The organism is Candidatus Neomarinimicrobiota bacterium, from assembly GCA_016784545.1.
Classification (GTDB): Bacteria; Fidelibacterota; UBA8477; order UBA8477; family JABMPR01; genus JABMPR01.
In genome coordinates, this window is record JADHUM010000048.1 from 1 (window position 1) to 14,528 (window position 14,528).

Annotated in this window: 8 protein-coding genes; 5 read left to right on the forward strand and 3 right to left on the reverse strand. The window is 45.1% G+C overall.

Going from position 1 to position 14,528, the window contains the following annotated elements; all coding sequences use genetic code 11:
• Positions 1 to 312: 312 nt before the first annotated feature.
• The 3 genes from ISR87_11280 to ISR87_11290 all read left to right on the forward strand — a co-directional run bounded on the left by ISR87_11280 (position 313) and on the right by ISR87_11290 (position 5,683).
• Positions 313 to 3,048, forward strand: a complete 2,736-nt coding sequence (locus ISR87_11280) for a M6 family metalloprotease domain-containing protein (GenBank protein ID MBL7026029.1) — start codon at positions 313 to 315, stop codon at positions 3,046 to 3,048.
• 202 nt (positions 3,049 to 3,250) lie between these two features.
• A complete protein-coding gene (locus tag ISR87_11285; protein MBL7026030.1) occupies positions 3,251 to 4,351 on the forward strand; it encodes an adenylate cyclase in 1,101 nt (366 codons plus the stop codon).
• A 162-nt stretch (positions 4,352 to 4,513) separates the two neighbouring features.
• Complete coding sequence (locus tag ISR87_11290) at positions 4,514 to 5,683, forward strand: T9SS type A sorting domain-containing protein (protein ID MBL7026031.1); 1,170 nt, start codon at positions 4,514 to 4,516, stop codon at positions 5,681 to 5,683.
• A gap of 56 nt (positions 5,684 to 5,739) precedes the next feature.
• Here the strand turns inward: ISR87_11290 and ISR87_11295 are convergent, their stop codons facing one another.
• Entirely contained in the window at positions 5,740 to 6,990 is a 1,251-nt protein-coding gene (locus tag ISR87_11295; protein ID MBL7026032.1) for an ABC-F family ATP-binding cassette domain-containing protein, read from the reverse strand.
• Positions 6,917 to 7,267 (reverse strand): ATP-binding cassette domain-containing protein, encoded by a 351-nt coding sequence (locus ISR87_11300; protein ID MBL7026033.1) that lies wholly within the window; start codon positions 7,265 to 7,267, stop codon positions 6,917 to 6,919. The genes ISR87_11295 and ISR87_11300 overlap by 74 nt, the downstream gene beginning before the upstream one ends.
• Before the next feature lie 541 nt (positions 7,268 to 7,808).
• Between ISR87_11300 and ISR87_11305 the strand changes: the two genes are divergently transcribed.
• A complete protein-coding gene (locus ISR87_11305; GenBank protein MBL7026034.1) occupies positions 7,809 to 9,605 on the forward strand; it encodes a fibronectin type III domain-containing protein in 1,797 nt (598 codons plus the stop codon).
• Between the two features lie 465 nt (positions 9,606 to 10,070).
• Positions 10,071 to 11,297 carry an HD domain-containing protein gene (locus ISR87_11310; protein MBL7026035.1) on the forward strand — a complete coding sequence of 409 codons (1,227 nt, stop codon included), beginning with the start codon at positions 10,071 to 10,073 and terminating at the stop codon, positions 11,295 to 11,297.
• Positions 11,298 to 11,439: 142 nt separating this feature from the next.
• Here ISR87_11310 and ISR87_11315 read toward each other — a convergent pair whose 3' ends face one another.
• Positions 11,440 to 14,520, reverse strand: a complete 3,081-nt coding sequence (locus ISR87_11315) for an efflux RND transporter permease subunit (GenBank protein ID MBL7026036.1) — start codon at positions 14,518 to 14,520, stop codon at positions 11,440 to 11,442.
• Between the last annotated feature and the right edge of the window lie 8 nt (positions 14,521 to 14,528).

Here is a 14,528-nt window from a genome sequence, read left to right on the forward strand (position 1 = left end):
TTTACAATTAATAACAAGAATAAATACAACTTATCTAGTTTATTATCAAAAGGTTACGCATGATCTGTCTAGTCGCGGGATCGAAACCCTAACTAAGTATCCTCTATTGGACCCCCGTTTTCACACAGCCTCTTAAGTCCGGGGCTATTTTTATTCATGATTGAATATCAGCCCTGGTTGAAGATGGAATAATCTTGTAAATATTGAAACCTTTGATTCAGCAATGTCCGGGCTAGATTTCATGAGGTAAATTATCATGATTGACATCCGGAATAAAAAATTTTTCACATAATCTCGAGGGAACCAGTAGCTATGTATAAAAATATAATTTTGATCCTAACCGTGGGAATCACCTCAATTATGGCAACAGCGCCAGCAAAACCAGGTGAGGTGGCTTCTGAAAGAGTAATCCAAATGACCCAGGTCATGGCTGAATCCCATGGACAAGGCGGATTTGCACAAAAAATTCAGCGTGTTAAACAGCGTAATCTTGAGTTGCCAATCCATAGTCTTCGTGATCTTCGTGAAGATGTTTACGGGAGTTTCCCGGTGATCCTGGGTTCATATAGCGATTCCAACGACCCGGCTGGTACAGCTACGGCATTACAGGCAGAACTTTTTGATGGTCCTTGGTCAACTATAACGATGGCAGAGCACTATGAAGAGATGTCCTATGGACAATTTCATCTCTCAGGATCAGTTTATGGCTGGTACGAATTAAGCCAGACAGGTTTTGTTTACGGTGGGACAGATAATGGATGGGATGGAGGTGTAAGCCAATTTCTTACAGAGACCCTTGATCTTGCAGATCTGGAAATTGATTTCACCCAGTATGATAATGATGGCGATGATGGCATTCCCAATTCAGGTGATGATGATGGAATAGCAGATGTCGTTTTCTTTGTCCATTCTGGCACGGGAGGAGAAACTGGCGCGGCAGCAATTTGGTCTCACAGCTGGAGATACTCCGGTGCAGTAGATGGTAACGATAATGGTTTTGTCACCGATGATATTGGCTTTGATGGCAACCCCATATTGGTCGATGACTACATCATGCAACCTGCAGAGAACGGTGATGGCAGCTTGATCGAGATAGGTGTTTTCTCACATGAATTTGGACATGCTTTGGGTCTTCCTGATCTTTATGACACGGATTATAGCTCGGATGGAATAGGCAACTGGTGTCTTATGGCTGGTGGGTCATGGACGACAGCCAGTAGTCCAGCCCATATGTCAGCCTGGTGTAAAGAAATGTTGGGATGGGTTATCCCTGTTGTATTGGACTCCAATGCTATCGCAGTGGACATTCCCCCAGTAGTTGAGACTGGTTATGTACTCAAATTGTGGACAGAAGGAGAGATTGATCCTTGGGAATCGCGGTTTGCCCAGGAACTTGAAGTTGGACGTGAGTACTTCCTCATCGAGAATCGACAGATCCAGGGTACAGACCAGCATCTAGAGGGAACAGGTTTGTTGATCTATCATGTTGATAATTCCCAATGGAGTAATAGTAATGATGATCATCGTCTTGTTGATCTTGAACCGGCCAATGGTCAAGAGGGTGGAACGAATCCCGGACAACCCTGGTCTGCAAGTTCCGAGAATCAATTTTTTGATTTTCATACCGATCCTTCATCCATGGACTACTCTGGTAATAATACTGAGGTAGCAGTTTTTAATTTTGTCCAGGGAGATACATCGATCTTTGCCTCAGTTGAGATAGTAGAAGCATTTCCACACCTGTACATTGAACATATGAATTACACGGATGAGAACGATGATGGATTTTTGTCACCATCAGAAAGTGGATCGATCTGGATAGAACTGATAAATTATGGTGTTCTGACCACTGGAATTTATGCCTCGGTTATAGATGATAACCCTGCTTTTACTTTCACAGCACCTGAAATGACCTTTGATGATCTTGAGGTGAATGCATCTGTGATCGCCAACTCTCCCTTAGAATTTACAATGGCAACTGACTTTGAGAGTGGAACGGTTCCAATGCGGATAGCTGTTGGTAATGCCACGTCCGAAACGATTGATACGCTGACCTTTGAATTGCGGATCGGTGATCCGCAGGTAGCCCTTATCGACGCAGATGGAGCATTATCAGGTGACAGTAATGTTCAGGATTACTATAGTCAGGCCCTCATTGACAATGATATCGTCTTTGCCATATGGGATATTCTACAGCTTGGATTGCCAGATTCAGACTGGCTCCAGGCAAAGCCACAAGTCGTTTGGTTCACCGGTAATAGTGAATCACCTCTGACTCAGTCCGTCATTGATCTTCTTTCTGCCTATCAGGATAACGGGGGTAGGCTTTTACTCTCTGGTCAGGATATCACAGATGGGGATGAGACCCAGGCAGCATTTTTAAGTGATTATTGTGCTGCAGTTCTGGATGAGGAAACCACGACCAATCCACGCTATGCCTTTGGCAACCCTGATCACGAGATCATGGAGGCAAGTGATCAATTTCGCATCAACACACACTTCGGTGCTAATAATCAGACCAGTCCTGATGTAGTGACCAGCATGTCTCATGGAAAGACGCTTTTTCAATATCCCCGGTTGGATTACCGCTCTGCTGGTACAACCACCATTCAGAATGGGTATAAAACCATATTCCTGGCTTTTGGCTTTGAAGCAATTGCATCCCTGGAGGACGAGGGACCAACTATTCGCGCTGACCTGATGCAGAGATTCCTGGAATGGTTTGATATCGACTATGTTGGAATAGATGGGGAGAACGTTGCCCATGATCTGACACCAGGTATTAGTCACTTCTATCCTAATCCCTTCAATCCTACCGTCAATATTGGGTACATGTTGCCTGGGGCAAGCTCTGTTAACTTGACTATCTTTGATGTTAGGGGACAAGAGGTTGTCTCACTCCAGGATGGTTTTATCCAACCAGGCAATTATGAGGTACAGTGGAATGGTGTGGATAGATCAGGCAATCCAGTGAGTACAGGTGTGTATTTCTGCCGTCTAAAGGCAGGGGAGATCAGCCAGACCATCAAAATGGTGTATCTCAAGTAATCTGAACCAATTATAAAGATAGGAAAGCCCTGGACAGTTGTCTGGGGCTTTGTTTTATTGGGGCCAATGGGTCACACTCCGATTCACTTGGATCGTAGCGCTGTCCAGGCTAATTTCATGGCAATTCCACACTCGCACAGATACAGATTAATCTCCATCTCGAACTCCATTCTCACAATTTCAAAACAAATAGGGGGCATTCATGAACAATTTGCAGTCGACGGTAATCATGAAGACAGACCTGGTGAATTTTACCGGTCGAGTATCTGTGGCCTCACAGGCCGACTTAAGTGATCTACTCAGAATCCAGAAGGATTTAATCTCAAAGGTTGTTTCCAGCAACAATGGCAAGATTATCAAGGGGGAAGGGGATTCTTTCTGGATCATTTTCCCAAGTGTCACCATAGCAGCCATCTCTGCCGTCGAAATCCAGCAGGAATTCAGAGTTGAACAAGCCGGATTATCAGATACTGAAACCTTAAGTATTCGGATTGCTATTACCATTGGGGACATTCTCCACCAGGAAGGTGATATTTTTGGCGATGCTGTGAATCTGGCAGCTCGAATTGAATCCATCACCCCGCCGAATGAAATTTACCTCAGTCATGCGGCTTGGTTGGTATTGAACAAAGCTGAGATTGGAAATTCCTTTGTAAAGGATTTTGAACTGAAAGGGATATCCGATAAAGAAAGCATTTATCGTATTGATCAGCGGCATAAGACCAGAATTATTAAAGAGCAGGCTGTGGTATTCACCGATCTACGCTCTTTTAGCGGCTTCAAGGATAAATTCTCCATAGACGATGTGGAAAATGTTATCGGCAAGATGGAAGAAATAGCCAGACATGCCTGTGATTCTAATGGTGGGACCATTCGAGCAACCATTGGAGATGCCCACTTCATGACTTTTCCCACCGCTACAGCGGCAATTCATGGTATTCTAACCATCATGAGTCACTGGGATAAATACATAGCTGAAACAGGCTACCCGACTCCCATGGCCCTGGGGGCTCATATTGCCGATGTTTACATTTTTAGATCCTGTATCTATGGGGATCAAATTAACAAAGCCGCTCTCATTGAGTCCCTGTGCAGGTCTGCACATTCTGAATTGGATAGAAGTGTTGCTCTCATCTCAGATCAGGTCTACCGAGAATCTCAAGTGACTCAATCCGAATGTGAAATAATAGAAATTGACCCAGGTATCATTGACAGGCGCATGCAGGGTAGATTCAAGTCAACTTTTGCCGAGGGAGAACCCCTCTTCGAACTCCTGCCAGCATCTCCCGCTACAGATGAATAGCAGGCAGCAGGTGTCACATCACAACTGACAGATAATGAGTACGATGATTGGTGGTACTATCAACATACATTTAATGATCTGGGAGAAATCGTTTGGTTAGGTAATCCTCTAAATTATTACGAGATTTTTCTGTATTCTCCAACCAGTGAAACGGTAATCCAATTGACCAGTAATGGGCGACCCAATAGCCATCCTCACATCAATCAAAATGGAGACATCGTTTGGACTGGTCAGGGCGCTGAATATGTACAGGGCAGTGAAGGAGTCTATATTGCTAAAAAAGCCCTCTCCTCGGGCTCTATTGCTGGTACAATAGCCGTTGACGATACAGGCCTTGCCGGTGTGGCGGTTGAGCTTCTTGATTCTGAAGGTTATCCGTTGCTATTCACATCCACTGATGTTGAAGGAACTTACTCATTTGGAGAAGTAGAATCAGGTGACTATCAGGTTATGATCGTCGAACCATTGGGTTATGTAGCAGATGAAAATCCAAAGATCACATCCTTAGCACCCGGTATGACCAATACACTGGATTTTACGCTAGCTGGAGTAGTGGTTCAAAATACCTGTAGAGGTAAGGGCTATTGGAAGCATCAATTCGATGTATACCTTAAGAATAGAGGTCACGCTCAGGAAAGCTACGATGATCTGAGCTCGTACATGGCCCAGATTTATCAATTTTATACTCCCCATTTTGCGATTTTCGCTAATTGTAACACTTTTGAAGATTGGCAAGCCATGCTTACAGTGAGAGGTAACGTCCAAATGGTTGAAAGGGCAAGGCAGCATCTCGCTGCACTGGTTTTCAATTTTGCATCCTTGAAAGTAGCACAATACGAAATCGTCACCGAAGATGGCAAAACTGCCGGGGATGTTTTGACATTTGTTTCAACCCTTATCGAAGATAGTGATTCTGCAAATGATGAAATGGCTAAAGATCTTGCAGAGGCGGTGAACTCGCAATTAGAAATAGCATCGGGGATTATTTCATCAGGTGGCGTGCTCTATAAGGGTAATGGAGAGCAGGTTGCATGGAATTGGGGTGAATTACCTGTGAGTTTTTCTCTAGACCAAAACTATCCCAATCCATTTAATCCAACAACGACGATTCATTACAGCTTACCCGTTGCCTCAGATGTCACCCTCCATATTTACGATATCACAGGTAGGGAGGTAAAAGGCCTTGTCAACGCATATCAGGCAGCAGGAACGTACTCGACACACTGGAAGGGCACAACTTCAAACGGGATATCTGTGGAAACAGGCGTATACTTTGCTCGTATCCAGGCTGGTGATTATTCGCAGGTCATAAAGATGATCTATCTCAGGTAAAGAGTTTCCCTATCTTGCCAGAATTAATGAGCCCCTGTCTATAATGGGGGCTCTCTTCATGGTGAAAGAAGAGATTTGATCCATAACCTGCTATTTCCTGATTTTTCAGATTCCAGAGACCAGACGGTCTCCGCTACCCTGGATACCAGGTGACGATCGTGACTGACCAGCAAAATGCTGCCTTCCCATTCCAGCAAAGCCTCCTCAAGACAGGTGATTGCCAGTAGATCCAGATGGTTGGTGGGTTCATCCAGCACCAGGAGTGAACACTCCCGGGACATACCCAGTGCCAGCATCAATTTGCGACTTTCACCGGGACTGATCATATCACCGTGGAGCAAGCCTTCAGGGTCAGAGCCCAAACGGCGCACAATGGTCAGAACCTGACCCATTTCATCATGTGAGAGCTGTTTTAGGGTCTCAAGAAGAGTGCTGCCCTCAGTCATGGGAATTTCCTGTGGCATGTACAGCAGGTCTGATTTGGGCAAGCTGGATCTGTGCATCAAATGGTTTACCAGTATAGATTTTCCAGAACCATTTGCTCCTGTAATGGCAATGCACTGTCCGCGCTCAAGCAGGAGATCAGGCCATGAGATTGTCAGAGAATTACTGGGACTGATACTGCCAGCCGGCTCATCAATGAGGACTTCCCTATGACCTGCACGGCCTCCCAGATGGATACCACTGCGATGCTCTTTTTGAACTGATATTGCACTTTTCCTGGCTTCCACCTTGTTGACCCGCTCACTCAAGGTTTGTTTGAGACGACCAGATTTCTTGTCCTTGCCGGAATAGATGGCCATACCGATCTTAGCCCGTCCATCTGAATCTCCCCGTGCCAGATAGCCTCGGCTCCGCCTGCCAGCTGTTCGGGTAACCTCCTCAGAGCGACGTTGGAGTTCACGGCGTAATTTCCTGGCTTCCTTTTGAAGCACAGCCTTCTGCCTCTGATGCTCCAACTGCTCACGATCCAGTTCCTGATTGGCTGAGCTAAAACCACCCTTGCGCATGTCAGGATGTCCCTTTTCAAGAAAAAGAGTATGATCACAAAGCGTATCCAGCAGATGCCGATCATGACTGACAATGAGACCGATTCCCTGAAAAGCTTTGAGTGTGTTGAGGAGAATCTCTTTGGTGTTGATGTCGAGGTGGTTATCAGGTTCATCAAGGATGAGTACATCAGGCTCATGAGAGAGCGCCAGGGCTAACTGGAGCCGCTTTCTTTCCCCATGGCTAAGGGTTGCCCCATCTATTGAACCAGTCGGGCTGAATGGCCAATTTCGCCCTCCATGACCAAATCTGTGCATCTTCAGCCATTGACAGTCTGAGCAGTCCGGGAGGATGATGATCAGTACGCTGTTCAACTGATTGGATATCTCCTGGAGCGTTGATATCTCCTGAATCGGGTTTTAAACTTTGGTTGATGAGGTGAAGCAGGGTGCTTTTCCCGCATCCGTTGGCTCCCACAACTCCTGTCCAGCCTGTATAGAAGGCTATGCTTATATCAGTGAAAAGTGCTTCCACGGCTTCGGGGTATTTGAAGCTCAAATGCTGTATAGTAAGAGATCTTGATATATGAGACATGCTAAATCCTTTGTAGATAACGATTTTGTGCAAGCCCGAGTTACAAACTCGAGGGTCTGAGTAAAACCAGTAAGTACTGAACCAGATGTGTTTGGCTTAATGCTTCTTATTTAGTGGGTTTTATTTGCGCATCCCGCTGATCCCTTAGAGGAAGGTTTAGTGACTGTTGTCTCATGCCCAAAATAGGCAAAAAATAGGGGAGAATCAATTGAGTTTAGGTTTGAACAGGTATCCCAGGGATGGGCATGCGTCGCTTCCAGGCGACTCTGAATTCTGGCTCCTGAATTCCTGATTTTACCCCTAAATATTCCCTCCGTGCAAGGATTGGTTCCATCTGTGTTAGCCGGAAACTCGAAGTGTCCTTATCTTTCAGAACAGTAGGGGGTTTTGCGAACAGGATGCACAGCCGTACCACTCAGTAATTCATCGGGCATTTAAACCTTCTGACCCTCTTCAGTAAGTTAAGTATACTGGGTGTAGGCTTTGTCCTTTTTGCAGGAGTAAAGATATTGTAAACATGAAACAATTACAGGGGTGATTTATGAAGCGGAGATTGATTGCATCAACAGCATTATTAATGCTTATCAGCTGTGAAGAACCCACCGAATTATTAGCACCAACAAATTTGACTTACATTAAAAACAATGAAAAGTCGGTGACACTTCTGTGGGAGAGGAACAATGATCAAGAAGGCGGTTTTACTATTGAGCGCAAAACGGGTAACGGGAACTATACTTTTCTAACAAGCAAACCTGCCAAAAGTACAAGTCATACTGATTCATCACTAATACTATATAATAGCTACACCTATCGGGTAAAAGCAACGGGTGCGGATGATGATTCTGAATGGAGTAATGAACTATTGCTTTCAACCTGGCTAAATGCACCTGCTACCCTGAACCTTTCCAGGGAAGGGGTGACCACTTACTCCATCTCCTGGACAGATAACTCAGGCTGTGAAGATGGGTATATTGTTGAGCGACGGGTTGGAAGTGGAAGTTATACACTTCTAGCTGAAAAGGCGGCGGATTGTACCAGTCATATCGATTCTGGATTGACTATCGATGAGACCTATGGCTATCGGGTTAAGGCAACCAGCCAGGCGGGAGATTCGGAGTACAGTTATGAAAGGACTGCTACTTTAGTATTTAATATGGATCCCCCAAGAAACTTGACAGTCACCAAGGACAATGAAACAACCATCAGACTTGAATGGGAAGATAGATCAGAGTATGAGGACGGGTTCATCATTGAGCGCAAGGTTGGAGATGCAGACTATATGCTTCTTGCCGAAAAACCCTCAGGAAGTACAAGCCATATAGACGCCAATCTGACAATGGGTCAAACTTATGTATATAGAGTGAAAGCAATTAGTCAGTATAAAAATTCAGAATGGAGCAATAATCAAACAGTCCAAATTTATTTTTTGGGTCCAAGCGAATTGTCATTGTTCCGAGATGATGAAACCACATTCAGTCTCACCTGGAGGGATAACTCTGATAGTGAGGATAGCTATATAGTCGAATGCAAAGCTGGGGGTGAAGATTATGTGGTTCTGTCCAATGAGCCTGCAGGAAGCACGAGCTATATCCATTCAGGATTGACACTGAATGAAACTTACAGCTATCTCGTGAAAGCGACAGGTCCTTATGGGGAGTCAGATTATTCTAATGAGGTTTTTGCGCTCCTTTATGAAAGGAGCACAGTCAGGGATATAGATGGCAACATCTATCAAACTATCCGCAGCGGGGACCAGTGGTGGATGGCAGAGAATCTAAGGGTAAGTAAATACCGTGATGGGAGTTCAGTTGAGTATGCAACCGATACGACCAGTCACGAGGTAACAGGAATTGGGATATATTGGATTTATAATAACAATTCAAATGATGAACTGGATACATATGGAGCTCTTTACAATTGGCATGCTGTTTCAGACAGCCGAAACATAGCTCCTGAGGGATGGCATATACCTACAGATGCTGAATGGCAGGAGCTCATCGATAATCTGGGTGGTGAAGACGTGGCTGGCGACTACATGAAAGAAGCCGGCACAATACATTGGGAAGATGATGAGGGTTCTACCAATATTAGTGGTTTCTCAGCCTTACCCGGCGGTAGATACTCATATTCTGAGGGTTGGTGGGGTTGGGGGGGTAGTTGGATTGATGGAGAGCCTGGTTTTTATAGATTGGGACGCGATGCAAGCTTCTGGTCGGCAACGGAGGATGTGGAAAATGGTGGTGCCATTGAACGATTCTTGTCTTCCGATATTTCAGGTATCTACAGAGGTGTGAGCGAGAAGGAAAATGGTTTTTCTGTTCGCTGTGTGAAAGATTGATGGCGTCACCAGCAATATAGGGGATACCGACTGTGCCACAGTCCTTAGAGAAGTTGTATAGCAATGGTTTTAGGCATAAGGTTAATTGATCACCAATCAATTGCTCATCATCATCCCTGACCTGACAATCTTCGATATTCGGGGGCAAGAGATTGTGACCCTCCAGGATGCTGAAAAACCTCCTGGTAATTATGAAGTGCAGTGGAACGGGATGGATCAATCAATCCCGTTAATACGCGAGTGTATTTCGCTCGCCCAAAGGCAGCGGATTTTAACCAGACTATAAAAATAGTATTTCTCAAATAACTTGAGCTAATTCAGCCATTATATAGCCCCGGGCTATGTCTGGAGCTTTGTTTTCTGAACAAGTAGAGTAACTTATAATTCGAACAGGAACTCATGTAGAAGTCTTTCAATTGTATATTTACCTCGGGGGGCAAAATTGACTATTAAGGCAAACCAGCGATGAATGAATCAAAACCACATCAAATCACAGACCCCTTTGATACAATAAAGCACATTTTAAAAGTATCTGAACGTCTCAATGAGCTTAAGGATCTGGATGCTATACTGGATAGAATTCTGGAAGAGAGCCGTCTGTTATCCAATGCAGATGCAGGAACCCTGTTTCTTGTTAAGGATGGTGACCTTGTTTTTGAGTATATCCAGAACGAAAGTTTTGCCGATCAACGTGATGGAATTAAGATTTACAGTAACCAAACCATCCCCATAAATGGCCTATCTATTGTAGGGTATGTTGCCCAGGAAGGGAAACCACTTTGCATTGATGATGCCTATGCTCTGCCAGAAGGGTTGAGTTGCACATTTAATTCTGGGTTTGATACTCGAAGTGGCTACCACACAAAATCCATCTTAACCGTACCCATCAAGAGTTCACAGAGAAAAGTGATTGGCGTCATCCAAATCATAAATGCGAAAAATGATCTGGGAGAAGTCATCCCATTCACAAAGGCCATGGAACATTATCTTGGTCTATTTGCAAACAATGCCTCCGTTGCCATTGAACAGGGAATTATCACCAGGGAAGTTGTTTTACGCATGGTGAAAATGGCAGAATTGCGTGACCCCACGGAGACAGGAGCTCATGTCCAACGCGTAGGAGCATATTCGGCAGAGATTTATGATAATTGGGCTCAAACCCACGGCATAGAAAAGGCTGAGCGTAAACGCATAAAGGACCGTATCCGAATTGCGGCCATGTTGCATGATGTAGGAAAAGTGGGGGTTTCAGATACAATCTTGAAGAAGCCCGGCCGGCTCTCGGAAACTGAATTTGATCAAATTAAGCTGCATACTGTTCATGGTCGGAATCTTTTTACACAATCTACTTCTGACCTGGATGAAATGTCTGCAGAAATCGCTTCCAATCACCATGAGAAATGGGATGGATCCGGTTACCCTGGTCATATGAAGGGTGAAAATGAGGATGTGAAGTTGGGAAGCGGGAAGCAAGGTAGTGAAATTCCTCTAGCAGCTCGAATTTGTGCTGTGGCAGATGTTTACGATGCACTCTGTTCAAAGCGATCATACAAAGAAGCCTGGGATGAAAATCAAGCAGTGGATGAGATCAAGAAGGCATCTGGGATTGAATTTGATCCTGAGGTGGTCGCCTCATTTCTTAATATTCAGCCGACGATCAATTCAATACGAGAGCACTTCAACGGTACCTAGATGTATGGAAATGTACGGTCTGATTTCCAGTTGATCCCGATGCGCCTGATTCGTTTATAATCCCTTTAGCATAACCCTGCAACTAACAGTGTAACAGATAGATACAGGGAACACTTAATCACCATATGTAATGAATATAAAATTATTTAACCTGCTTTGTATTCATCAGCGAGTAGAGGACTGGGAGTATTCCCAGGGTTAATAACGTTGAGCTAAATAGACCAAATACGACCACAACTGCCAGGGGTCTCTGTATCTCCGATCCTATTCCAGTGGCCAGCATTAAAGGGATCAAACCAAAGATAGTAGTGAGTGCCGTCATGAGGACTGGCCGCAGTCTGATCTCTGCTCCTCGTAAAGCTGCTTCCATCCTGGAAAGTCCTTCTCCTTCGAGGCGCTGGAAGTTGCTGATGAGGACGAGTCCATTTTGGACTGCAATCCCAAATACTGCAATGAATCCGACGGCTGCTGGTACACTCAGATATTCTCCTGTAAAGTACAGCCCTAGTATTCCTCCTATGAGAGATAGAGGTATACTGATGTAAATCAACGCAGCTTCTTTCACAGATTCTAAGGCCATTAGCAGGAAGGCGAAAATCAGGATTAGAACGACAGGAATGACGAAGCTTAACCTACGCATTGCCCTTTCCTGATTTTCGAACTGACCACCTATCTCCATGGTATAGCCTGCAGGTAATCGGATTTCATCAGACAAACGTTCGCGTATATCTGATACTACTGTCCCCAAATCTCTACCCCTAATATTGGCATTCACTGTCCATCGACGCTGGTTTTTCTCTCGATTGATCTGCACTGGTCCAAGAACCGACTCCACAGTAGCAACCTCACGGAGGGGGATGAGGGATCCATTTGTTCGACGCACAAGAATACCCTCGAGAACATTTACATCGTCCCTGAACTGCTCCTGGAAGCGAACATGGATGCCAAAGCGTCGGGTTTCCTTGTATATCTGAGAGACGACCTCTCCACCAACAGCCAATTCGATAGCTTCCATGATCTGATTCACAGTGATACCGTAGCGCTTACTGGTTTCACGGTTTGGGGTGATGCGATATTGCGGTTGTCCCCAGCTTTGTTCAATCCCAAGATCTACTAAACCTGATATACCAGAGACAGCTTGCCCTGTGAGTTCTGCGTAACGACGCAAAGTATCAATATTCTCGCCGTATATCTTTATTGCAAGTTGGGTGCGTACTCCAGAAAGCAACTCGTCGAATAGATTCTGAATGGGCTGGGTAAAGTTCAGTTGAATTCCAGGATATTCGCCAAGTTGTTGCGCCAATCCATTGACCAAATCTTCCTTACTGTTGTGAGTCCACTGATCCTGTGGTTTCAATGTGATCTGCATGGAAGCAAAGTTGACCGGATGGGGGTGACTACCTGCCTCTGGACGCCCAATCTTCGTAATAGCATGTTCCACCTCGTCAAATTGAACAACATCTCGTTCCATGAGCTGGATAAGTTCAGTCATTGTTTCAAGACTCGTAGACGGAGCAGAGGTAATAATTACCTGTATGGCGCCTTCTTCAAGCGTGGGGACGAATTCTGTACCTAACCGTGGAACCAACATAAGGCTGATAAAAAGAAGCAGAATTGCTGGGATGACAATCATCCAACTCCTTTTGGTCAGTGTAAGGAGTAGCGCTTTGTACCCCTTGCGTAGCACTGACATGAACCGTGGCTCTACTAGCCGAGTCTTCCGTATGATCATACTCGATAACACCGGCGAAATAACCAGGGCAGCAATGAGAGATCCGATCAAGGCGAAGACGATGGTGATAGCCAGTGGTCTAAAGAGTTTTCCTTCGATACCCTGGAGGGAGAATATGGGGAGAAACACCATGATGATAATCGCTACTGAAAACAGAATGGGTTTACGGACCTCATTCACGGCTTCAATGATTGCTCCGATGCGTTTATCGTTATCCGATGTATCAAGGGATTGCAATTTCCGATAGATGCTCTCAACCACAACAATGGATCCATCGCCGAGCATTCCGATGGCGATGGCGATACCACCAAAGGACATGAGGTTGGCGGAGATTCCCTGCCAACCCATTAGAATGACACCGACTAAGGCGCTAATGGGAAGACTGAAACCGACGATAATCGCAGTTCTGAAATTCCAGAGAAAGAGGAGCAGGATCAGGTTAACCAGGATGCCGGCTTGAAACAGGGCACTGATGACCGTTCCAGTAGCCTTTGATACCAACTCGGATTGATCATAATAGGGTATGAGCCGCACCCCTTGTGGTAAGGCATTTTGTACCTCGGGCAACTTCGCCTTCAATGCATCGATAACTTCAGAGGAGTTCTGCCCCAGTAGTTTGATGACAATGCCTGCTACTACTTCTTGCCTGCCATCCATACTGACAACACCACGACGGGTTTCGTTTCCATATCCTACTTCGGCAATGTGCTCAAGCGTAATTGGGACACTGTTCTCGACCTTCAATGGGATTGAGCCGATCTGTTCAAGTTCTTCCAGTAACCCTACGCCGCGGATCAGATATTCCTCAGATCCAACAACAAGAAACTGCCCACCAACATTCCGATTGTTATCTCTAATTGCTGAGACAACGTCATCTATTGAAATATCATATTCAAGCATATTCAGTGGATTAAGCTTAACCTGGTACTGGAGGACATGCCCACCCATTGAGAGAATCTCAGTGACTCCGGGTACGGTTTGGAGTTGGTACTTGACCTGCCAATCGTTGATCTCGCGCAGGTATGCCCCTGGATCTTTCCCTTCGAGATGGGCTAAGCCTTCATCAAGCGTGAGGTAATACATGAATACCTCGCCTAAACCCGAGCTAATGGGACCTAATGTTGGCGCTTCTTCAAGGTCAGGAAGATCTTCCATGGCGGAGTTCAGTCTTTGATTTACCAACTGGCGGGCGAAATAGATATCTGTATCATCAGAGAAATAGACATAAATGACAGCCATTCCAAAAGCTGAAGTAGATTTAACCAGGGTCACGCCAGGTAGCCCATTCATTGAACTTTCAATAGGGTATGTGATAAGACGTTCGATTTCTTCCGGCGCCATTCCATGTCCCTCAGCGAAGATTGGTACCATCACGGGGGAGATATCAGGAAAAGCATCTTTGGGCAAATGGGTGTACTCCCATATCCCAAATCCCAGGATGAGACCAATTAAAAGGAAAATGAGTACATTCTGTTTCATCAGAAATTGCATGAGTTATC

What these genes read in the sequence shown, in the direction of transcription:
- ISR87_11280 (MBL7026029.1), top strand. Translation starts at nt 313, where the DNA reads ATGTATAAAAATATAATTTTGATCCTAACCGTGGGAATCACCTCAATT.
- ISR87_11285 (MBL7026030.1), top strand. Translation starts at nt 3,251, where the DNA reads ATGAACAATTTGCAGTCGACGGTAATCATGAAGACAGACCTGGTGAAT.
- ISR87_11295 (MBL7026032.1), bottom strand. Translation starts at nt 6,990, where the DNA reads ATGCACAGATTTGGTCATGGAGGGCGAAATTGGCCATTCAGCCCGACT.
- ISR87_11300 (MBL7026033.1), bottom strand. Translation starts at nt 7,267, where the DNA reads ATGTCTCATATATCAAGATCTCTTACTATACAGCATTTGAGCTTCAAA.
- ISR87_11305 (MBL7026034.1), top strand. Translation starts at nt 7,809, where the DNA reads ATGAAGCGGAGATTGATTGCATCAACAGCATTATTAATGCTTATCAGC.
- ISR87_11310 (MBL7026035.1), top strand. Translation starts at nt 10,071, where the DNA reads ATGAATGAATCAAAACCACATCAAATCACAGACCCCTTTGATACAATA.
- ISR87_11315 (MBL7026036.1), bottom strand. Translation starts at nt 14,520, where the DNA reads ATGCAATTTCTGATGAAACAGAATGTACTCATTTTCCTTTTAATTGGT.